Genomic DNA, 21,829 nt, shown 5'->3' on the forward strand with positions numbered 1-21,829 from the left:
AGCGATCACGAGCGATGACGGAACAACCGACCGCCCTGCTGAACTTCCCCCGCCAGGTCAGCGGCAACCCGATCCGCTGGCTCATCGTCGGCGGCGGATTCCTGATCGCCGCCATCGCCGTCGGCGCCACCGTCATGGCCGGCCATTTTCGCGAACGCGCGCTGAACAGCAGCGCCCGCGAACTCGAAAACACCGTGCTGTTGCTGGCCCGTCATTTCGACCAGCAACTGCAGGATTTCGGCGCGATCCAGCAGGACGTCGCCACCTTCGTGCAGACCGCCGGCATCGAAACCCGCGAACACTACAAGCGACGGATGTCGAGCGCGGACATTCACCAGATGCTCAAGGCCAAGATCGACGCATTTTCCTATGTCGGCAGCATCAATCTGTTCGATGCGGACGGCGTGATGATCAACTCCTCCACCGGCTGGCCGGCGCGGCCCGTCAACATCGCCGACCGGTCTTTTTTCAAGACCTTCAAGTCGGACCCCAAATCTCCTCCGCTGCTGGTCGAACCGGTCTACAGCCGCGTCACCGGCGCCTGGACCACCGTGCTTGCGCGCAAGCTGACCGGGCCCAACGGCGAATTGCTGGGCATGATCGGCAGAGGCATCGAGCCCGCCAGCTTCGCGAAGTTCTTCCAGTCGGTGGCGCTGGGGCAGGATGCGACGATAGCGATGCACCATCGCGACGGCACGCTGCTGGCCCGTCATCCTCATGTCGAGGAGATGGTCGGCCGCAATTTCAGGACCGGTCCGGCGCATCAGCAGGCGTTGTTCGACAAGGAGCACGGCTCCACCCGGCTGGCCAGTCCGATGGACGGCCGCGACCGGTTGATTGCGTCCCGCACCCTTGCCAACTTTCCCATCGTGATCATCGCGTCGACGACGGTCGCGACGGCGCTGGCCGACTGGCAGCAGCAGATGGTCTTTCTGGTCATCGTGGCCGGACTTTTCGTCCTCGTGATCGCCGTCCTGCTGTTTCTGGTGGTGCGCAAGCTGTCACGGCAGCATCTGGCGTCGCAGCAGCGGCTCCGACTGGAAAAGCAACGGCTGGATACGGCCGTCAACAACATGATGCAGGGCCTGCTGCTGTTCGATTCGTCGCAGCGGCTCGTGATCTGCAACCAGCGCTACATCGACATGTACGGCCTGTCGCGGGAGGTGATAAAACCCGGCTGCAGTTTCCGCGCGGTGGTCGCCCATCGAAGGGCCACCGGATCGTTCGTCGGCGACGTCGATGCCTATTGCACCCGCGTCCTGCGCGACATCGCGCAGCGACAGGCCATGGTCATCGAGAGGCCCGACGGACGTTCGATCGAGATCACCAACGAGCCGCTCGCCGACGGCGGATGGGTGGCGACCCACGAGGACATCACCGAGCGACGGCGCGCCGAGGCGCGCATCACCCATCTGGCGCATTATGACGCGCTGACCGATCTGCCGAACCGCACCTTGTTCCATGACCGGCTGAAGGGCGAATTCGCGACCCTCGCCGCCGGCGAACAGTTCGCGGTGCTCTACCTCGACATCGACGAATTCAAGAGCGTCAATGATTCGCTCGGACATCAGATCGGCGACGAACTGCTGAAGTCGGTGGCCGTCACCCTGCGGAGATGCACCGGATCGAGCAATTTCGTCGCGCGCCTGGGCGGCGACGAATTTGCGATCATTCAGACCGCGGTCAACTCCGTTGCCGACGTCACCGAACTGGTGGCGCGGGTGTTCGATGCGATCCGGCAGCCCTACGAATGCCTCGGTCACCAGGTCACCACCGACGCCAGCATCGGCATTGCGCTGGCGCCGCAACACGGCGCCGATTTCGACCAGATCCTGAAGAACGCGGATCTGGCGATGTATGCCGCCAAGGCCGCCGGGCGCCGTACCCATCGCTTCTTCGAGCCGGAGATGGACGCCAGGGTCAAGGCGCGGCGCAGCCTGGAAATGGACCTGCGTCAGGCCATCTCCGACGGCGGGTTCGAGGTTCAGTATCAGCCCTGCGTCAACCTTCGTGACAACAGGATCTCCGGCTGCGAGGCGCTGGTGCGCTGGCGCCACCCCGAACGCGGCGTGATTTCGCCCGCCGAGTTCATTCCGATCGCGGAAGACACCGGCCTGATCAATCATCTCGGCGAATGGGTGCTGACCACGGCCTGCGTGGAGGCCGCGACCTGGCCCGACGAAATCAGCATCGCGGTCAACGTCTCGCCGGTCCAGTTCAGGAGCGGCACCTTCGCGTTGAAGGTGCTGGCGGCACTTGCCGCCTCCGGCCTGCCGGCGAGCCGGCTCGAACTGGAGATCACCGAAGCCGTCCTCATTCGCGACGACGAGGCCGCGCTCGCCATCCTGCATCAGCTTCGCGCCATCGGCGTGCGCATCGCGCTCGACGATTTCGGCACCGGGTATTCCTCGCTGAGCTACCTGCACAAGTTCCCATTCGACAAGATCAAGATCGACCGTTGCTTCATCAACGACATCGCCGACGCCAGCGGAACTTCCAGCATCGTGAAGGCGGTGGTGGATATCGCCGCGGCCCGCAACATGATCACGATCGCCGAAGGCGTCGAGACCGAGCAGCAACGCGAAATGCTGCGCGCGCTCGGCTGCTGCGAAATGCAGGGCTGGCTGTTCAGTCCGGCCAGGACCGCCGCCGACATCCGGCAGCTGTTCTTCGCGCACCGCAAGAAATTCGCCGCCGTGGCCTGAGCCGCGGGCTCTAATCATAGCTGCCCATCCTTCGAGACGGCCACGTCGTGGCCTCCTCAGGATGAGGTCAACTTGTTGCAACATCACGACCTCATGCTGAGGAGCTAGCAACGCGGGCGTCTCGAAGCATGGACCGCAAGCAACTCACCGATCTTCCGTGGTCAGTACTAGCTTCAGGACACCTTGCCCGGATCGCGCAGGCCGTTCTGGAAGGTCGAGGGCTGGGTGCCGAACCCGCGCTTGTCGCGGGTGCCGAGCCAGTAGCCGAACTGCGGCGGGACGTTGCGGAACGGACCTTCGACGCCCAGTTTCAGCGCGGCGTCCATCGGCCAGTTCGGATTGTTGAGAATCTCGCGTCCGACCGCGATCAGGTCGGCCTGCCCATCGCGCAGGATCTGCTCGGCCTGGTCGCCGTGGATGATGAGGCCGACCGCCATGGTCATGATGTCGGCATGCCGCCTCACATATTCGGACAGCGGCACCTGATAGCTGTATTTTATCTCCTTGCCGAGGATCGGCGCCACGTCGGTGATGCCGCCGGACGAGCAGTCGATGACGTCGACGCCCTTCGGTTTGAGAATGGTCGCCAGCCGCGCGCTCTGTTCCGGGCCCCACCCCGCATTGTCCTCCACCGACAGCCGCACGAACAGCGGCTTGTGCTGCGGCCAGTGCATCCGCACCGCTTCGGTCACCTCGGTGATGAATCGCATCCGGTTCAATTCGGAGCCGCCATATTCGTCCGAACGCTGGTTGGATTTTTCCGACAGGAACTCGTGCACGAGATAGCCGTGGGCGCCGTGCAGCTCCAGCACGTCGAAGCCGGCCGCATCGGCGCGCCGCGCCGCCTCGCCCCAGGCCTGCACCAGGTCCTTCACCTCGTGGCGCTCCAGCGCGCGGGGCACCGGCCATTTCTCGCTATGGGCGATCGCGCTCGGCGCCACCGGCGTCCATTCGTCCCAGTCGTCGATCACGGCGTCGACCTCTGCTGTTCGCTGCAGCGGCCGGTCGCCTTCCCACGGACGGGTGGCGCGCGCCTTGCGGCCGGAGTGGCCGAGCTGGATGCCGACTGCGGCGTTCTGCTGCTTGATGAATTTGACGAGGCGCCCGAGCGGCTCGATGAATTTGTCGTCCCAGATCCCGAGATCGCCGACGGTGCCGCAGCCGCGCCGCTCCACCTTGGTCGATTCGACGACGACGAGGCCGGCGCCGCCGGCGGCGAATTTGCCGGCATTCATCAGATGCCAGTCGGTCGGAAACCCCTTGATCGCGGAATACTGGTGCATCGGCGGCACCACGATGCGGTTCTTCAATTCGACGCCGCGGATGGTCAGCGGTGAAAACAGCAGCGGTTCGGACATGGGAACTTTCCTCGGTCACACCTGACATCGTTTCCCGGCTGCGCCGGGCGGTCACGCTTGGGTGCGAACGATATACGCGCCTGCAGCCGGCGGCAAAGACTTCATCGTTCGCGATACTGCCAAAACCGTCATTTGCGAGCTAACGGGTCGCGCGAACGCGCGCCCGATGACAGTCGAGTGTATCTCAACTCTCAACGTCGTCCCTGCGAACGCAGGGACCCATACGCCGTGCCATCGATGTTGTCGGTGGCGTTAAAGGGCTTGTTGAATCGCTGCGCCATTGCATCAGACGACCGGGGTTATGGGTCCCTGCGTTCGCAGGGACGACGCGAGAGAATACTTTCAAACAGCAAACACACTTTCGCGATCTCGCGGTTCGATCCACCCGAGGTTTGCTATCAAATTTCCTTGCCCTCCAATCAGAGGGCGCGGGGAATGCCGGGCGCCCGATGCGCCCGCTGCCACGTGTGCAATGGGTAGCGGGTAGAAGGCACACGCGTTAGTCAGGTCACACCGGAATCGCCCGGCACTCCCCGCGCAATGGTTTACGGCTTATACGTGATCTCCTCGGTGAGCCCTGCACTTTTGCCACCGTCGCCTGCGGAACTGACCACAGGCTTGACACCTGCCATTGGGGTGTCGGAACCACACGATTTCGCCATCCACTTCAGGCGTCCTGGTCAAGAGCGCCATCCGCGTCCATCGCAACCCCGTCCCGCATCGGTGACCTTGCGCAATGCCCCTCTGAATGGGACGGGATGGCTACTCTCATACCCCGGTTTTTATTTCTGTAAAACAGAAATGTTTTTTCTTATGGGGCTTGACTCTCTTTCTGTAAATCAGAAGTGATTTGCCCGTCGGGTAGTCACACAACGTCACACAGCGTGGCGCAAGATGTAGGCCGCCCCTGCCCTATTCCTCCACCGTCCCCCGCAGCAGCCGGATGCCCTCCGCGAGCGCGCTTTGCATCAGCAGCGTGTCGACGCCATAGGCGATCATGCGAAAGCCTTTGGCGCGGAAGTCGCGCGCCCATTTCTCGTCGCCGGCGAGAAAGCCCGGCGTCTTGCCGTGTGCCGCGCAGGCTTCGACCAGACGATCGACGGCCGCATGGAATATCGGATGGTCGAACTGCGCCGGGATGCCCAGGAAATTGGTCAGATCGAAGTGGCCGAGCCAGACCACGTCGACGCCGTCGACGGCCGCGATCGCATCGACGTTCTCGACACCTCGGGCGGTCTCGACCAGCGCGATCACCATGGTGCGCGCGTTGGCCTGCGCGATCTTGTCGGTCACGGCGCCGTCCGCGTAGTCGTCGTGACCGGCGACACCGAATGCGGCGCCGCGACGCCCTGCCGGCGGATATCGCGTGCAGTCGACGATCGCCTGCGCCTGCTCCGCCGTTTCGACCATCGGCACCATGATGCCCATCGCGCCGATATCGAGCGCGCGCGCGACGTGGTGATAGTCGCCGGAGGGAACGCGCACCAGGGGCACCAGATCGAGCCCGCGGCAGAATGCGAACTGGGCCTTCATCGTCTCGAAGCCGACGCCCGAATGCTCCATGTCATAGAGAATGAATTCGGCGCCGGCCGCGCGGCAGATCGCGGGGTAGCCGGGCGTAAAAAACTCGAATGTCATGGTGCCGAACGCACAACCGCCGGCCGCCAGCCGCGGTTTCAATGGATTTGGGCGCAACGGAGTTCTCCTCAATTGCGGATCGCCGCCGATCCCTGACGCTACCGCGGTCGGTCCTTGTACAAGCCCAACACCGCGACCAGCGCGCTGGCGCTTGCGATCAGGAACAGGCCGGACAGCAGCGGTCCCTCGACCCCCCAATGCAGGTAGCGGGCGAGATCGTAGAACACGTAGGCGCCGAAGGTGAATGCCAGACCGTACATGTAAGGGCGGCCCTGGCGCGCCGCGAGAACCGCGACGATCATGACCGCGAATTCCAGAATGATCGAGATGATGAGCATCCGCAACGCTACGGCGTGAGCTTGCAGGCGTCAATGCGGTGAGAGCGAGAACCATGGGCGACCCACCCCGCTTCCTCATGGTGAGGAGCGCGTCCGGCAGCGCGCTCGCGCTGTCCGGCGCGCGTCTCGAACCATCTGGCACATCGCCCGCCGCCATGCTTCGAGACGCTTGTCATCGGACCGCGCTGCGCACGGATCCGCTGGCAAGCTCCTCAGCATGAGGTCCGCGTGGTGTTGCGGCAAAGCAAGGATCCTGACATTTGTTCCCCTTGAACAGCCCACCCTTGCGTGATTATCTTGATCGATCCCGGGTCATCGGCAACCGCCCGGTCAGCTGCGCGCAGCCAAGCGTTGTCTCGCTCCATTTTTCGGAGATGAGACATGGTGGGCAGCTCGATCAAGACTCCTCCCGATATTCTCCGCCTGTACTTCGCCCGCGCGCTGCGCGGCTTCGGCGACGGCTTTGCCATTATCATCTTGCCGGTCTACCTCTCGGCCATGGGCTTCAGCCCGCAACAGATCGGCATCGTCGCCAGCGCCTCGCTGCTCGGGACTGCCGCCCTCACCTTGCTGACCGGCTTCATCGCGCCGCGGTTCGAACTGCGCAGCCTGTTTCTCGCCGGTGCGGCGCTGATCGTTTTCACCGGCCTGGTATTTCCGGCCGCCGAGACGTTCGCCTTTGTGCTGCTGATTGCCTTCATTGGCAGCATCAATCCGTCCGGCGGCGATTCCGGCATGCTGGTGCCGCTCGAACACGCGCTGCTGACGCGGGAGACCGCGGCCCGCGACCGCACCGCCATCTTTGCCCGCTACAGCCTGATCGGCGCGCTGACCGCGGCGGTCGGATCGCTGGCGGCGGCCTTGCCGGAGCAGATCGCTTCGCTCGGATGGTCGCGGTTATCCGCCATCAAGCTGATGTTCTATCTGTATGCCGTGCTGGGACTGCTCGCGGCGCTGCTGTACCGGCGCCTGCCGCGCGACCACAGCCACATCGCCAACGCGCCCAAGAGCGCACTCGGGCCATCGAAAGGCATCGTCTACCGGCTGGCGGCGCTGTTCAGCATGGACGCTTTTGCCGGCGGTTTCGTCGTCCAGTCGCTGCTGGCGCTGTGGCTGTTCCAGCGCTTCGACCTGTCGCTGGAAGCCGCCAGCGTCTATTTCTTCGCCTCCAGCCTGCTTGGCGCGTTCTCGTTCCCGGTCGCCGCGTGGCTCGCCGGGCGGATCGGCCTGATCAACACCATGGTGTACACGCACATTCCCTCCAGCCTCTGCCTGATCGCGGCGGCGTTCTCAAGCGACCTCACCGTGGTGCTGACGCTGCTGCTGGTGCGCTCTGCGCTGTCGCAGATGGACGTGCCGACGCGGTCATCCTACGTGATGGCCGTGGTGACGCCGGCCGAGCGCACCGCCGCCGCCAGCGTCACCGCGGTGCCGCGCAGCCTCGCCTCCTCGATAAGCCCCGCCATCGCCGGCTTCATGCTGGCCGGACCGTTTTCGGGATTGCCGCTGGTGGTGTGCGGATGTCTGAAGATCGGCTACGATCTGGCGCTGCTGCGGATGTTCCGGCATACCCTGCCGCCGGAGGAAATATGACGCTTGCTTCGCAGCTTCACGTTGTCGCTGGCGGCGCGATACGGCAGAGCAGACCGAACCATAATACCACATGACACCTGCGCCACCGGGGATTACGCTGTGCCCGTTTGATGACGCGATCGCTATTGACGGAAATTTCGAGCCGCTGTTTTTCGATGGGCCAGGGAACATGACGACGTTTGCCGCGGGGCTGCAACCGACTGACCCTCCGTCTGATGCGGCGAGTTCGGACTTATCTTCCTGGTCTCTGAAAAATTTCATCGAGACCACGCCGTCCTGCATGGCGATGTTCGATACCGGCATGCGCTATCTCGCCGTCAGCCCCCGATTCCTCGTCGACAATGAGATCAAGGGAGAAACGCAGCAGTCGATCGTCGGTCGCTCGGTCTTCGATTTTCGTCCCGTGACCGACAAGGCCCGGGAAACCAATCACCGCGTGCTGTCAGGCGAAACACTCACCAAGGACGATTTTTGCCTTCGACGCTCCGATGGAACGGTGATCTGGATGCGCTGGCAAATGCAGCCATGGCGCCTGCCCGATCAGAGCGTCGGCGGCGCATTGCTGACCATGGAGACCGTCACGGCTCCCAACGAGGCAGCGGAGAGACTTGCCGCCAGTGAATCACTGCTGCGCCTCAGTCAGGAAGCGGGCCATATCGGGAGCTACGACTGGGATATCGGGGGCGGCCCCAATTTGTGGTCCGACGAGCAATGCCGCCTGCACGGCATCGAACCATCGGGCGCGCGGTCGATTTCGGTCGATGAATGGCGCAACCTGATGCATCCCGACGATCTGCCGATGCTCGAACAGAGGCTGGCCGACATCATCGAAACCGGCGGTTCCGGGGAGCTCGAGCATCGCATTCGGGGCCCGAACGGCGTGCGCTGGATTTACAGTCGCGGACAGATCGTTGGTGGAGCGGGAAAGCCGACGCGCCTGATCGGAATCAACATGGACATCACCGAGCGCCGGAAGCTCGAAGATGATCTGCGCGAATTGACCCGGACGCTGGAGCAGCGTGTCGAGCAGGAAGTCGCGGCCAGGGAAGCCGCGCAGATCAAGCTGGCGCATGCGCAGAAAATTCGATCGATCGGCGAACTCACCGGCGGAGTCGCTCATGACTTCAACAACCTGCTGACGGTCATTACGGGAACGATCGACACGCTGGCGGACGGCGTTGCCGACCGCCCGCAGCTGGCGGCGATCGTTCAAATGATCGGATCGGCCGCCGACCGCGGCGCCAGGCTGACCTCGAGTTTGCTGGCGTTCGCACGAAAACAGCCGCTGCGGCCCCGGAGCACGGACGTCGAGGCGCTGATTGCGACGACCTGCGACCTGCTGACGTCGGTGCTCGGCCGCCAGATCGAAATCGATTTTGCCAGGCGAGGCTACATCGGGACAGTGTTCGTCGATCCGGATCAGCTTTCGTCCGCGCTGGTCAATCTGGGGATCAACGCGCGCGACGCCATGCCAAACGGAGGCCGACTGACGATCGATGCCGATACGGTTGCCATCGATCAGGACGAAGCTGCCGTCCGCGACCTTCCCGCGGGCAGCTATGTTGCCATCAGCGTCACCGATACGGGAACCGGGATCGACAAGGCCATTCAGAGCAAAATCTATGAACCCTTCTTCAGCACCAAGGGCGTCGGCAAAGGCACCGGGCTCGGTCTCAGCATGGTGTACGGATTCGTCAAGCAGTCCGGCGGACACATCGACTTCGAAACCGCTGAGGGCAAGGGCACGACGTTCAGGCTGTATCTTCCGGTATCCGAGGATGAACCATCGTTGGCTGCCGAAAATTTCCAAAAACGGCTCCCTCGCGGCCACGAGACGATCCTCTGTGTCGAAGACGACGCCATCGTTCGTGATTTCGTCACGCAGCAACTACAGGCGCTGGGATACAAGACCATCGCCGCAAGTAACGCGACGGAAGCATTGAAGGAGGTCCGCAACGGACTGCCGATCGACCTCCTGTTCACGGATATCGTCATGCCCGGATCGACGGACGGCTGGCAACTGGCCGAACTCATCAGGCAGATGCGACCCGGGATCAAGGTGATGTATACGACCGGGTACTCGGATGTCAGCTCGGAACAGCTCAGTTCGGACGCCGGGATCGCGCTGCTCGAAAAGCCTTACCGGCTGTCGCGTCTCGCAGAAGTAGTTCGAAATGCCATCGATGATCCCGCACCGGTCGCGGGGGATCGGTGAGGGCAGCGGGACCATCCGCTGGGTTGCAACAAGGGGATTTTGTCATGAGCTCACCAAACCGCAATCGATATCGACTGCCATCCATTGCCGCGTGCTTCTTCCTTTCAACTGCGCCTGTTCTTGCGGAACCGCTGGCGACCGCCGGAATCGGCGTCGCTTCCTGCGAAAAGCTGGCAAGGGACATGAATCCTGCCGAGGGCTTCAACAACATGGCCAACAGCCCGGTGTACTATTGGGTCCAGGGCTACATGAGCGCCGCCAACATCGCCCTCCTGGAGGGCGACAGTCAGTACGTCGATCTCTCCCTGATGGGCGAAAAGAAGCTGCTCCCGATGATCCATGAGTTCTGCCAGAAGAACCCCGGCAAGAAGCCGATCGCCTTGATCGATCAACTGATCGAAGATACCGACAAGGTCGAGGGCAAGTGGAAGAGCGGCACCATCCCCTGGGCGGCCGACGACGACTGAAGATGGATCTTTTTCCGGCTGGGGAAATGAGCAGCCGTTCGCACGAGCCGCCGATGGATCGGCTCGCAGGTCGGCCGTTGCCGGGCGGCTGCAATTTTCGTAAACGATTCGGATGACCCTGCCTCCGCTCGCCCCCGCCTCTGCCGATGCGCTGCTGTTCGATCTCGGCCGCGTCGTGCTCGATATCGACTTCAACAAGGTCATGTCGATCTGGGCCGGCCATGCCGGCTGCGCGCCTGACGATGTCATTGCGCGGTTTGTGGTCGACGATCATTTCAGGCATCACGAGACCGGCGCGATCGACGACGCCGCCTTCTTCCGGAATTTGCGCAGCTCGCTCGGCATCGCCATATCGGACGCCCAGTTCCTGGAAGGCTGGAACGCGATCTTCACCGGCGAAATGCCCGGGATCGCGCCGCTGCTGGCGCGCGCCGCGGCGCGGATGCCGCTCTATGCGTTCTCCAACACCAATCCGCCGCATGTCGCGCATTTCTCCAGAACCTATTCCGAGGTGCTGGGTCACTTCCGCGAGATATTCCTGTCCTCGACCATCGGACTTCGGAAACCGGATGCGGCGGCCTATGATCACGTGGTGAAGGCGATCGGCGTGCCGGCGCAGCGCATCGTGTTTTTCGACGACTCCGCCGACAATATCGCGGGCGCACGGGCGCGCGGGCTGATCGGGGTTCACGTGACCTCGACGGATGATGTGGCGAAGGCGCTGGCCGAGCTCGGGATTTAGGACTATCAGCCGTCATTGCGAGGAGCGTAAGGCTTCGCTCGAAGAGCGAAGCCGGAGCGACGAAGCAATCCATTCTTTCTTGGCGTTGATGGATTGCTTCGCTACGCTCGCAATGACGGATGCGGCCGGTCGGCCGCATCCGTGGTCATCTTCAGTGGAGTTTTCCCGTGGCGCTAATGCCCGTCGCCGATGCCCTTGCCGCCATTCTTGCCGGCGCCGAGCCGCTGCCGGAGGAAATGGTGGCGCTGGATGCCGCGCATCACCGGGTGCTGGCGCGCGACGTCGCGGCGCTGCGGACCCAGCCGCCGCAGGCGATGTCGGCGATGGACGGCTATGCGGTGCGCTCGGCCGACGCCGACCATGTCGCCACAAGGCTCAGGGTGATCGGCGAGGTCGCGGCCGGCCGCCCGTGCGACCTCAAGGTCGGCGCCGGCGAAGCGGTGCGGATCTTCACCGGCGGCGTGATCCCCGAGGGCGCCGACGCCGTCATCATCCAGGAAGACACCGTGGCCGAGGATGGCGGCATCACCATCACCGAGGCCGCCCGCCCGGGGCGGCATATCCGCCCGGCCGGCATCGACTTCCGCGAGGGCGATGTGCTGCTGGCGCGCGGGAGCCGGCTCACCGACCGCGATCTGTCGCTGGCCGCCGGCATGAATCACCCCGAGATTCCGGTATGCCGCCGGCCCATTGTAGCGATGCTCGCCACCGGCGACGAGCTGGTGATGCCGGGCGCAACCCCCGGCCCCGGGCAGATCGTCTATTCCAACGGCTACGCGCTGCGCGCGCTGGCCCGGCAGGAAGGCGCCGAGACCATCGATCTCGGCATCGCCGCCGACACCATGGCGGCCACCACCGATGGCATCCGCCGCGCCCGCGACAGCGGCGCCGACATCCTGGTCACCATGGGCGGCGCCTCGGTCGGCGACCACGATCTGGTGAAGCGGTCGCTGGAAGCCGAGGGCGTCGCCATGACGTTCTGGCGGATCGCGATGCGGCCGGGCAAGCCGATGATGCATGGCAGGCTCGGCGCGATGCGGGTGATCGGCCTGCCCGGAAATCCGGTGTCGTCCTATGTCTGCGGCTTCCTGTTCCTGGCGCCGCTGATTCGCAGCCTTTCGGGCCGATCGGCCGTCCACCATGTCAGCGAGACCGCGCTGCTGGGACGCGATGTCGCCGCCAATGACCTGCGCGAAGACTATCTGCGCGCCCGGCTGGAACGGCGCGCCGACGGCGTCCTGATCGCCACCCCGGTCAACCATCAGGACTCCTCGCTGCTCGGAAATCTCGCTGCGGCACGGGCGTTAATCGTGCGTGCGCCCCTTGCGCCGGCAGCCCTCGCCGGCACTTCCTGCGCGATCCTGCGGCTGCCCGACTGAGCGGTTTGCGCCGTTAAGGGCTGTCCCGACAAACCCTGACCTGTTCACGGGAAATTAAGTGGTTGCGGAACACATATGGAACATATAGTGTTCGTTCATGATTTGTTTCGAGTATCGGTGCCATTAAAGCGGAATTCCGGACTCTTGGACTCTCGCGAGTCGGCTGAGAACTCCGCCACTCGGAATCGAACGACGCTATCAAACTGGGGACTGGTCGAGATGCTCACGCGCAAACAATATGAACTCCTGCGTTTCATCAGCGAGCGCCTGAAGGAATCGGGCGTTCCGCCCTCCTTCGACGAGATGAAGGACGCGCTGGATTTGCGGTCGAAGTCCGGCATCCATCGCCTCATCACCGCCCTCGAAGAGCGCGGCTTCATTCGCCGGCTGCCCAATCGCGCCCGCGCCATCGAGGTCATCAAGATGCCCGAGCTGTCGGGAGGCGGCGCCGGCAACGGCCGCCGCGGCTTCACGCCCAGCGTCATCGAGGGCACGCTCGGCAGGGTCCGCAGCGCCAGTTCCGACAATGATGGCGAGCGTCCGGTCTCGGTGCCCGTGATGGGCCGCATCGCCGCCGGCACGCCGATCGAGGCATTGCAGACCCGCAGCCACACCATCAGCGTGCCGCCCGACATGCTCGGAAGCGGCGAACATTACGCGCTCGAAGTGCGCGGCGATTCCATGGTGGATGCCGGCATCCTCGACGGCGACATGGCGCTGATCCAGCGCAACGAGAGCGCGGAGACCGGCGACATCGTGGTGGCGCTGATCGACGAGGAAGAAGCCACGCTGAAACGCTTCCGCCGCCGCGGCGCCTCGATCGCGCTGGAGCCTGCCAACGCCTCCTACGAAGTCCGCATCCTGCCGCCGAACCGGGTCCGGATCCAGGGCAAGCTGATCGGGCTGTACCGGAAGTATTGATTGGCGCGCGCCGAAGCCGACCTGATAAACACCGCTGTCATCGCCCGGCGAAGACCGGGCGACCCAGTATTCTAGAGACGCCAGCGATAGAGCCGAGGAGCCGCGGCGTACTGGATCGCCCGGTCATAGGCGAGCGGAAGCGACGCCGTCCTTCGGACGGCTATGCGGGCGACGACAATTTTGGTAGCGGCGGCCGCCTTCCGAACCGCATCTCTTTCCAGACAGCGACATCGCCGCCAGCCGCAGAATCGCCCACAACCGGGCCAATGCTGGCGTCTCACGTCCACGCTGATGGAAGCGTGCGGGCAGCGGGCGGGACACCATTGTCGGTCGGCAAGGTCACATGGCAGAAGGTCGGGCGGGTCACCGAACCCGGCCGCTACATGTTCACGTTCGGCTGGGTCAACATTTCAGCCGACGATCTCGCGATCTGGAAACAGTTTCCGAACGCGTCATTCGCGCTGGTGAAGATGCTGACCGAGGATGTCGAGGATGAATATCATCTCGGCGCCTTCGATCCCGGCGGTCCCGGCGACGATCACCCGCACGGCGAGTGACGCGGGCCCAGCCCCTCACTCCTCCGCATGCTGATCGGCTTCCGACGGCGTCGCGTCCACCGCGCGCGGCGGCGCCGGGCGCGTCAGGCTGGTTTCGCCCTCCGCACCGCCCGCCGCCGGCGACCAGGGCCGGTCGACGCCGCGGGGCCTGACCGCCTCCACCGCAAATCCGTCGCGGGCTCTGCGCAGCGCCAGCGCGCCCTGCCGGCGCAGGCGGTCCTGATCGACCACCAGCGCGCCGCAGGCCGCCGGCGCCTGCCGTGCCGTCACCAGCAGCGCCGCGCGCTCGCAATCATCCGCCAGCGCGTCCGGCCGCAGCGCCAGTGCGACCAGCCCGCCGCCGGCCAGCTGCGCCACGCAGCCGGCGCCGTCGCATGACACGCCCTCGGCCAGCGAAGAAGCGGCCGCGGGCCTGCCGTCGGCGTCGGCCGCCAGCCATTCCCTCAGCAGAAAGCTGTCCTTGGTATTTCCCTTGCCGCTCCCGATCATGTGCAGGCGCCCGTCCCGGCCACGGACGCCGACGGTGCGGCCGTCGGCTGATATCAGGATATCCGGCTGCGGCGTCGCCAGCGCCCAGACCACCGCGCCAACCAGCGCCGCGGCTCCGCCGAAGCGCAGCGGCGTGCGCAGCAGGCCGAGCAGGATGATGCCGATACTGGCCGCAACCAGCGGCCCGGTCCCGAACGCCGCCATGCGGCCGATCGAGCCCGGCAAGGCGGCAACCCATTGCGCCACCGCGACCATCCAGTCGATGCCCCAGCCCATCAGCTGCCAGAACACGCCGTCGAAGCCGAACGGCATCGCGGCCAGCCCGAGCAGGCCGGCCGGCATCACCATTGCGGAGACCACCGGCATCGCCGCCAGATTGGCGATCACGCCATACGGCGTCACCCGGTGAAAGTGATAGGCGGCATAGGGCATGGTCGCGAGCCCCGCCACCAGCGAGGCCAGCGCCAGCATCGCGATTTCGCGCCCGCCCCACAGCGCCATCCGCGCCGTCGCTGAATTGTCCGGAGACGCGAACAGAAGGGGCATGCCGATCTGGATCAGCGCCACGAGGCCGAGCGTCGCCGCGAACGACATCTGGAAACTCGGATGCACCAGCGCTTCCGGCGCCACCGTGAGCACGATCATCGCCGCCACCGCCAGCGTGCGGAACGTGACGGCGCGGCGGTCGACCATGATGGCGATCAGCACCACCGCGGTCATGAAGAACGAGCGTTGCGTCGCGACCTCGGCGCCGGACAGCAGCAGGTAGAACGCGGCGGCGAACAATGCTGCGACCGCCGACCATTTCTTGATCGGAAAACCCGTGGTGAGTGCCGGGATCAGCGCCAGCAGCGCGCGCACCGCGAAGAACACCACGCCGGCGACCACCGCCATGTGATAGCCCGAAATCGACAGCACATGGCCGAGCCCGGAGATGAACATCGCATCGTTGACCGGTGCCGTGATGGCGTCGCGGCGCCCGGTCAAAAGCGCGGTCGCGATGGCGCGGCGGTCGCCGTCCAGCACGGCGCCGATGCGCGCATCGATCGCATCGCGCAGCCCCTGCATGAAGGCGGCATAGCGCAACGACCAGCCGCCGGAGTCGGGCGGCGCCGCGGTCCTGATACCGCCCATCACGAAGCCGGAGGCGCCGATCCCGGCAAAATACATGTCACGGCCGAAATCGTAGGCGCCCGGCCGCAGCGGCGCCATCGGCGGCAGCAAGCGCGCCTTCAACTCCACGAAACTGCCGACGGCGGGCGCGGTGCCCTTGCGCACCGACAGCCGAACCCGCTGCAGTTTCGTCAGGTCGCGCGGGCTCTCCATCGAGGTGACGCGCAGGACGAAGCGGTCGGTGCGCGCGCGGATGTCGCGGGTCTCGACGAAGCCCGAAACCGACACCGAATACATCGGTCGCGCCAGCACGCCATGCGCGACCCGCGCGGTCTTCCAGGTAGCGATCGCAAAGCCGGCGGCGACAGCGGCAATCATTACCGCGATCGGAAACACCTTGTGCCGCCGCAGCAGGAACGCCGCCACGCAGAGACCGATCGCGGTTACCGCGGCAACCGGCAAAACCGGCTCGCGTTCGGCGGCGAAGTAGCCGGCGATCCCGGTACCGAAGGCGATGGGCACCCAGGGCAACAGGCGCCCGGCGCCGGCCTCGGCGCGGATCCAGGCCCGCAATTTGTCGACGAGCGATGGCCACGCGGCAAAACCCGACGGCGTGAAGCCACCGGCCTGCGCCGCCCCGCGCGGCGGCCAGGTACCGGCGACACCCTGCGTCCGAGCCCTGTCCCGCCCTGCCATCGGGTACGCACCCTACGATTACCAATCGAGGGCGAGGCTATCGGAAGCTGTCATCCGTCCGAAAGCGGAACGGACACAGAATCCTTAATCTTTGTTAACCATGTTGTGGCTAGGATTCTCGAACCAATCGGGGCCCGGCCATGCCGCATCGAATTACACTTTCCGCTATCGTTCTCGCGATAAGCGCGACGTCCGCCGATGCCGCGGATCTCGCGACCCAGAGCCGGCTCGGCGCTGTGTTCGCCGATCCCGTCGTCGTGACCCGCCGTGCCGTCGTGGTGGTGCAGCCGGTCCGCGACGAAGCGCCGATCATTCCCTACAATCTCTTTCCCAATCCGCTGTGGAACCGGGGCACCTACAATTACGGTTCGTCGTGGTCGTTCTACTATCCCGGGCCCTATTACGGCGGCCCGTATGACACCGACGGCGCGCGGCTGCCCTATGTCTGCGGCTTCTACGGCTATTGCTGATCGGGTGAATTAACCGGCCGCTAGATCAGCGGCGCCTTCGACGACACGTGATGGCTGACGATTTTCCAGTCGCCGCCTTCGCGCGCAATCACCCAGGTGATCTTGACCGACAGCTTCGGCACGCCATCGACATCGAACGAGGCGATGGCCGCAAAATTGACCAGCTCCGGGTTGACCTGCGCCGTGCTGACGTCCGTGAAGCGTACGGCGCGTGAATCCCATTTCGGCAGAGCCTCGAAATAGGCCGCCACGCCCTCACGTCCCTGATACAGCGTCGGGTTCGATCCGAAGAACAGCGCGTGCTTCGAATACAGTGACGCCTGCGCCTCCGGATCGAACTTGCTGAAGGTATCCGCCCATCTCGACATGATGTCGAACGCGATCTCATCGGCGGCGTTTGGCATCTAGATTCTCCAGCCAATTCAGATCAGGTCTTGCCGCCGACTTCCTTCGCAAAGGTATCGCGAAGCCCTATCGTTCGGGTGAACACCAGATGATCCGGCACCGAATCCGCGTCGCGCACGAAATAGCCCTGCCGCTCGAACTGCACCACGTCGGTCGAATTGGTCGCTGATATCGCGGGCTCGATCCGCGCATCGGTCAACACTTCGAGCGACTGCGGATTGAGATCGGCGGCAAAATTGCCGGCGTCCGGATTGGGCTTGGCGAACAGCGGATTGTAGATGCGGATTTCCGCCGGCAAGGAGTGCGCCGCCGACAGCCAGTGCATGGTCGCCTTGACCTTGCGGTTGTCAGGCGCGTTGCCGCCGCGGGTCTCGGGATCGTAGGTACAGCGCAGTTCGACGACCTCGCCGGCCGCATCCTTGATCACCCCGGTGCATTTGATGAAATAGGCGTAGCGCAGCCGCACTTCGGTGCCGGGCGAGAGCCGGAAGAACTTCTTCGGCGGATTTTCCATGAAATCGTCGCGCTCGATGTAGAGTTCGCGGCCGAATGCGATCTTTCGGGTGCCTGCGGCGGGATCGTCCGGATGGTTGACGGCTTCGAGCTCTTCGCTCTGCCCTTCCGGGTAATTTTCGATCACGACCTTCAGGGGCCGCAGCACCGCCATGCGGCGCAGCGACGACCTGTTGAGATCCTCGCGGATGCAGAATTCCAGCATGCCGACGTCGACCACGCTGTTGGCCTTGGCGACGCCGATGCGCTTGATGAATTCGCGGATCGCCGCCGGCGGCACCCCGCGCCGCTTCAGCCCGGCGATGGTCGGCATCCGCGGATCGTCCCATCCGGCGACATGACCGCCACGCACCAGTTCGGTCAGCACCCGCTTCGACAACAGCGTGTAGGTCAGGTTGAGCCGCGCCATTTCATACTGGCGCGGTTTCGACGGCACCGGCAGCCGCTCCAGCAGCCACTCATAGAGCGGCCGGTGGTCCTCGAATTCCAGCGTGCAGATCGAGTGCGTGATGCCCTCGATGGCGTCGGACTGACCGTGGGCGTAATCGTAGCTCGGGTAGATCGACCAGCTGTCGCCGGTGCGCGGATGAGTGGCGTGCAGGATACGGTACAGCACGGGATCGCGCAGGTTGATATTGCCGGCGGACATATCGATCTTCGCGCGCAGCACCCGCGCGCCGTTGGGAAACTCGCCTGATTTCATGCGGCGGAACAGATCGAGGTTTTCATCCACCGAGCGGTCGCGGAACGGGCTGTTCTTGCCGGGCTCGGTCAGCGTGCCGCGTGTGAGCCGGATCTCTTCCTGCGACTGGTCGTCGACATAGGCATGGCCTGATCGAATCAGGCCCTCGGCCCATTCATACAGCCGCTCGAAATAATCCGAGGCGTAATAGAGGTCGGTTCCCCAGTCGTAGCCGAGCCAGCGCACGTCGGCCTGAATCGAATCGATATATTCCTGCTCTTCCTTGGTCGGATTGGTGTCGTCGAAGCGCAGGTGGCAGCGGCCGGCAAATTCCTGGGCGATGCCGAAATTGAGGGCAATCGACTTGGCATGGCCGATGTGCAGATAGCCGTTCGGCTCCGGCGGGAAGCGCGTCACGATCTGACGGTATTTCCCGGCGTCGAGGTCGGCCTGGACGATATCGCGAATGAAATCGCGGCCTGTCTCTGCCGCCATTGTCTCTGCTGTCATGCTGGTTCCCGTTCGGATCTGGCCGACCTTCTGCCAAATCCGCCCCTCTCAAGGAAGGCTTTAGTTATGCACGGTTCCTGCTATACACCAGCGCGCTCTGCGCAACCCCTTATTGTCCCCGAAATGCAGCCGTAATGACCGATTCCGTCGTCACCCGCTTTGCCCCCTCGCCGACCGGCTTTCTCCATATCGGAGGCGCCCGCACCGCGCTGTTCAACTGGCTGTACGCCAAAAAGCTCGGCGGCAAGATGCTGCTGCGGATCGAGGACACCGACCGGGAGCGCTCGACCGAGCCCGCGATCGCCGCCATCCTGGACGGGCTGAAATGGCTCGGGCTCGATTGGGACGGCGACGTCGTCTACCAGTTCACGAGGGCCGCGCGCCACCGCGAGGTGGCGGAGCAGCTGCTCGCCAGCGGCAAGGCCTATTACTGCTACGCGACCTCGGAGGAACTGACCGCGATGCGCGAGAAGGCCCGCGCCGAGGGCCGCACCCGCCTCTATGACGGCCTGTGGCGCGACCGCGATCCGAAGCAGGCGCCCGCCGGCATCAAGCCGACGATCCGGTTGAAGGCGCCGCTATCAGGCGAGACCGTGATCGAGGACCAGGTCCAGGGCCGCGTGGTCTGGCAGAACGAGAACCTCGACGACCTCGTGCTGCTGCGCGGCGACGGCAATCCGACCTACATGCTCGCGGTGGTGGTCGACGACCACGACATGGGCGTCACCCATGTGATCCGGGGCGACGATCACCTGATCAACGCCGCGCGCCAGAAGCAGATCTACGATGCGCTGGGATGGGACATACCGAGCATGTCCCATATTCCCTTGATCCATGGCCCCGACGGCTCGAAGCTTTCCAAGCGTCATGGCGCGCTGGGGGTCGATGCCTACCGCGCCATGGGCTATCTGCCCGAGGCGCTGCGCAATTATCTGGTCAGGCTCGGCTGGAGCCATGGCGACCAGGAGATATTCTCCACCCAGGAAATGATCGACGCCTTCGACCTCCCGGGCATCGGCCGCTCGGCGGCGCGGTTCGACTTCGCCAAGCTGGAAAACCTCAACGGCCACTATATCCGCCACGCCGAGGATTCCGCGCTGGTGACCATGTTCGAGGACGTGCTGGACCATCTGCCGGATCGTTCCAGCCTCAAGGCCAAGCTCAACGACGCCACGCGGGCGCAATTGCTGCAGGCGATGCCGAGCCTCAAGGAGCGCGCCAAGACGCTGATCGAGCTGATCGACAGCGCCTATTTCATCTTCGCCGACCGCCCGCTTGAGCTCGAACCCAAGGCGGCGGCGTTGATGACGCCGGAAAACCGCGCGCTGATCGGCCAGCTCAAGGCAGCCCTGGAGCCGGTTTCGCCGTGGACCGCGGCAACCACGGAAGCGGCGATGCGGGCCTTCGCCGATGCCGGCGGCCTCAAGCTCGGCGCGGTGGCGCAGCCGCTCCGGGTGGCATTGACCGGCCGCACCACGTCGCCGGGAATTTTCGACGTCCTGGCGGTATTGGGGCGCGAGGAATGCCTGGCCCGGCTCGGCGACCAGACCCCCGCATAAGGTGGTATTGCCGGCCTGCGGCGGCCGTCTTGCAGTGCAAACAGCAATAAGATACCCATTTCCGAGGCACTTCCAGAACACCCGGTTTCCGCGCCAGCCATCACGTTTTGGCGCCCCCGGCCGCCGGTTTTCGCAACGATCTCATCGGGGACTACACGATGGACGCATCCACCAAAAAAACCGCAACGCTGACCGTCGGCAACAAGAGCTATGATTTCCCGATTTTGAGCGGCACCGTCGGGCCCGATGTCATTGACATCGCCAAGCTCTACGCCCAGGCCGGCATGTTCACCTATGACCCCGGCTTCACCTCGACCGGCAGCTGCCAGTCCAAGATCACCTATATCGACGGCGACGCCGGCATCCTGGAATACCGCGGCTATCCGATCGAACAGCTGGCGGAAAAGGGCGACTTCCTCGAAACCTGCTACCTGCTGCTGTACGGCGAACTGCCGACCCCGGCGCAAAAGGCCGATTTCGACAGCCGCGTGATCCATCACACCATGGTCCACGAGCAGATGGCCCGCTTCTTCCAGGGCTTCCGCCGCGACGCGCATCCGATGGCGATAATGGTGGCGGCGGTCGGCGCGCTGGCCGCGTTCTATCACGATAGCACCGACATCAACGATCCCAGGCAGCGCATGATCGCGTCGATGCGGATGATCGCGAAAGTCCCGACGCTGGCCGCGATGGCCTTCAAATACACCATCGGCCAGCCCTTCATGTATCCGAAGAACTCGCTCTCCTTCGCCGAGAACTTCCTGCATATGTGCTTCGCGGTGCCCTGCGAGGACTACAAGATCAACCCGGTGCTGGCCGACGCCCTCGACAAGATCTTCATCCTGCATGCCGACCACGAGCAGAACGCCTCGACCTCGACCGTGCGTATCGCCGGCTCCTCCGGCGCCAATCCGTTCGCCTGCATCGCCGCCGGCATCGCCTGCCTGTGGGGCCCGGCGCATGGCGGCGCCAATGAAGCAGCATTGGCGATGCTCGCCGAGATCGGCACCGTCGACAAGATCCCCGAATTCATCGCCAAGGTGAAGGACAAGAACAGCGAAGTCCGCCTGATGGGTTTTGGCCATCGCGTCTACAAGAACTACGATCCGCGCGCCAAGATCATGCAGAAGATGTGTCATGCCGTGCTGGCGGAAACCGGCCATGGCGACGATCCGATGCTGAAGGTCGCGCTGGAACTGGAAAAGATCGCGCTGAGCGACCCCTACTTCATCGACCGCAAGCTCTATCCGAACGTCGATTTCTATTCGGGCATCACGCTGAAGGCGATGGGCTTCCCGACCTCGATGTTCACCGTGTTGTTCGCGGTCGCCCGCACCGTCGGCTGGATCAGCCAGTGGAGCGAGATGATCGAGGACCCGCAGCAGAAGATCGGCCGCCCGCGCCAGCTCTACACCGGCGTCGCCCGCAGGGATTACGTGGCGATCGACCAGCGCAAATAAGCGCGCGAGCTTTACGACG

The 21,829-nt window shown here is 64.4% G+C and carries 17 protein-coding genes; 11 read left to right on the forward strand and 6 right to left on the reverse strand.

The genetic code is table 11. The features are described from left to right. The first annotated feature begins 14 nt into the window (after positions 1 to 14). Complete coding sequence (locus Q7U29_RS09585) at positions 15 to 2,705, forward strand: EAL domain-containing protein (RefSeq protein ID WP_304740767.1); 2,691 nt, start codon at positions 15 to 17, stop codon at positions 2,703 to 2,705. A gap of 173 nt (positions 2,706 to 2,878) precedes the next feature. Here Q7U29_RS09585 and Q7U29_RS09590 read toward each other — a convergent pair whose 3' ends face one another. The 3 genes from Q7U29_RS09590 to Q7U29_RS09600 all read right to left on the reverse strand — a co-directional run bounded on the left by Q7U29_RS09590 (position 2,879) and on the right by Q7U29_RS09600 (position 6,039). Next, positions 2,879 to 4,063 (reverse strand): NADH:flavin oxidoreductase/NADH oxidase, encoded by a 1,185-nt coding sequence (locus tag Q7U29_RS09590; RefSeq protein WP_304740769.1) that lies wholly within the window; start codon positions 4,061 to 4,063, stop codon positions 2,879 to 2,881. A 912-nt stretch (positions 4,064 to 4,975) separates the two neighbouring features. Further along, positions 4,976 to 5,758 carry an HpcH/HpaI aldolase/citrate lyase family protein gene (locus Q7U29_RS09595; RefSeq protein WP_304740770.1) on the reverse strand — a complete coding sequence of 261 codons (783 nt, stop codon included), beginning with the start codon at positions 5,756 to 5,758 and terminating at the stop codon, positions 4,976 to 4,978. Between the two features lie 41 nt (positions 5,759 to 5,799). Beyond that, positions 5,800 to 6,039: a hypothetical protein gene (locus tag Q7U29_RS09600; RefSeq protein ID WP_304740772.1), complete on the reverse strand. Its 240-nt coding sequence runs from the start codon at positions 6,037 to 6,039 to the stop codon at positions 5,800 to 5,802. Positions 6,040 to 6,420: 381 nt separating this feature from the next. Here Q7U29_RS09600 and Q7U29_RS09605 point away from each other — a divergent pair, with 381 nt between their 5' ends. The 7 genes from Q7U29_RS09605 to Q7U29_RS09635 all read left to right on the forward strand — a co-directional run bounded on the left by Q7U29_RS09605 (position 6,421) and on the right by Q7U29_RS09635 (position 13,913). After that, positions 6,421 to 7,632: an MFS transporter gene (locus Q7U29_RS09605; protein ID WP_304740774.1), complete on the forward strand. Its 1,212-nt coding sequence runs from the start codon at positions 6,421 to 6,423 to the stop codon at positions 7,630 to 7,632. A 70-nt stretch (positions 7,633 to 7,702) separates the two neighbouring features. Further along, positions 7,703 to 9,847 carry a PAS domain-containing sensor histidine kinase gene (locus Q7U29_RS09610; RefSeq protein ID WP_304740776.1) on the forward strand — a complete coding sequence of 715 codons (2,145 nt, stop codon included), beginning with the start codon at positions 7,703 to 7,705 and terminating at the stop codon, positions 9,845 to 9,847. A gap of 182 nt (positions 9,848 to 10,029) precedes the next feature. Beyond that, on the forward strand, positions 10,030 to 10,314 hold the full coding sequence (locus tag Q7U29_RS09615; RefSeq protein ID WP_304740777.1) for a hypothetical protein: 285 nt from the start codon (positions 10,030 to 10,032) through the stop codon (positions 10,312 to 10,314). A gap of 112 nt (positions 10,315 to 10,426) precedes the next feature. Next, positions 10,427 to 11,056, forward strand: a complete 630-nt coding sequence (locus tag Q7U29_RS09620; RefSeq protein ID WP_304740778.1) for an HAD family phosphatase — start codon at positions 10,427 to 10,429, stop codon at positions 11,054 to 11,056. Positions 11,057 to 11,223: 167 nt separating this feature from the next. Further along, the gene (gene glp, locus Q7U29_RS09625) at positions 11,224 to 12,435 is read left to right on the forward strand and encodes a gephyrin-like molybdotransferase Glp (RefSeq protein ID WP_304740780.1); all 1,212 of its coding nucleotides are present in this window, start codon (positions 11,224 to 11,226) and stop codon (positions 12,433 to 12,435) included. A gap of 219 nt (positions 12,436 to 12,654) precedes the next feature. Then, a complete protein-coding gene (gene lexA, locus Q7U29_RS09630) occupies positions 12,655 to 13,356 on the forward strand; it encodes a transcriptional repressor LexA (protein ID WP_304740782.1) in 702 nt (233 codons plus the stop codon). A gap of 299 nt (positions 13,357 to 13,655) precedes the next feature. Further along, entirely contained in the window at positions 13,656 to 13,913 is a 258-nt protein-coding gene (locus Q7U29_RS09635; RefSeq protein ID WP_304740848.1) for a hypothetical protein, read from the forward strand. Positions 13,914 to 13,928: 15 nt separating this feature from the next. Here Q7U29_RS09635 and Q7U29_RS09640 read toward each other — a convergent pair whose 3' ends face one another. Further along, a complete protein-coding gene (locus Q7U29_RS09640) occupies positions 13,929 to 16,211 on the reverse strand; it encodes a ComEC/Rec2 family competence protein (RefSeq protein ID WP_304740784.1) in 2,283 nt (760 codons plus the stop codon). Positions 16,212 to 16,351: 140 nt separating this feature from the next. On the opposite strand from Q7U29_RS09640, the gene Q7U29_RS09645 reads away from it, so the two are divergent. Beyond that, positions 16,352 to 16,681, forward strand: a complete 330-nt coding sequence (locus Q7U29_RS09645) for a hypothetical protein (protein WP_304740785.1) — start codon at positions 16,352 to 16,354, stop codon at positions 16,679 to 16,681. A gap of 20 nt (positions 16,682 to 16,701) precedes the next feature. On the opposite strand, the gene Q7U29_RS09650 is transcribed toward Q7U29_RS09645, so the two are convergent. Together Q7U29_RS09650 and Q7U29_RS09655 are read right to left on the reverse strand one after the other, a co-directional pair. Continuing rightward, positions 16,702 to 17,085, reverse strand: coding sequence for a nuclear transport factor 2 family protein (locus tag Q7U29_RS09650; RefSeq protein WP_304740786.1), 384 nt, complete (start codon positions 17,083 to 17,085; stop codon positions 16,702 to 16,704). A gap of 23 nt (positions 17,086 to 17,108) precedes the next feature. Next, positions 17,109 to 18,791 carry a glutamine--tRNA ligase/YqeY domain fusion protein gene (locus tag Q7U29_RS09655; protein ID WP_304740787.1) on the reverse strand — a complete coding sequence of 561 codons (1,683 nt, stop codon included), beginning with the start codon at positions 18,789 to 18,791 and terminating at the stop codon, positions 17,109 to 17,111. Positions 18,792 to 18,925: 134 nt separating this feature from the next. On the opposite strand from Q7U29_RS09655, the gene gltX reads away from it, so the two are divergent. Together gltX and gltA are read left to right on the forward strand one after the other, a co-directional pair. Further along, on the forward strand, positions 18,926 to 20,350 hold the full coding sequence (gltX, locus tag Q7U29_RS09660) for a glutamate--tRNA ligase (protein ID WP_304740789.1): 1,425 nt from the start codon (positions 18,926 to 18,928) through the stop codon (positions 20,348 to 20,350). Positions 20,351 to 20,508: 158 nt separating this feature from the next. Next, positions 20,509 to 21,810 (forward strand): citrate synthase, encoded by a 1,302-nt coding sequence (gene gltA, locus Q7U29_RS09665; protein WP_304740791.1) that lies wholly within the window; start codon positions 20,509 to 20,511, stop codon positions 21,808 to 21,810. The last annotated feature ends 19 nt before the right edge of the window (positions 21,811 to 21,829 follow it).

Origin of the sequence: Bradyrhizobium sp., from assembly GCF_030654605.1 — a bacterium.
GTDB lineage: Bacteria > Pseudomonadota > Alphaproteobacteria > Rhizobiales > Xanthobacteraceae > Bradyrhizobium.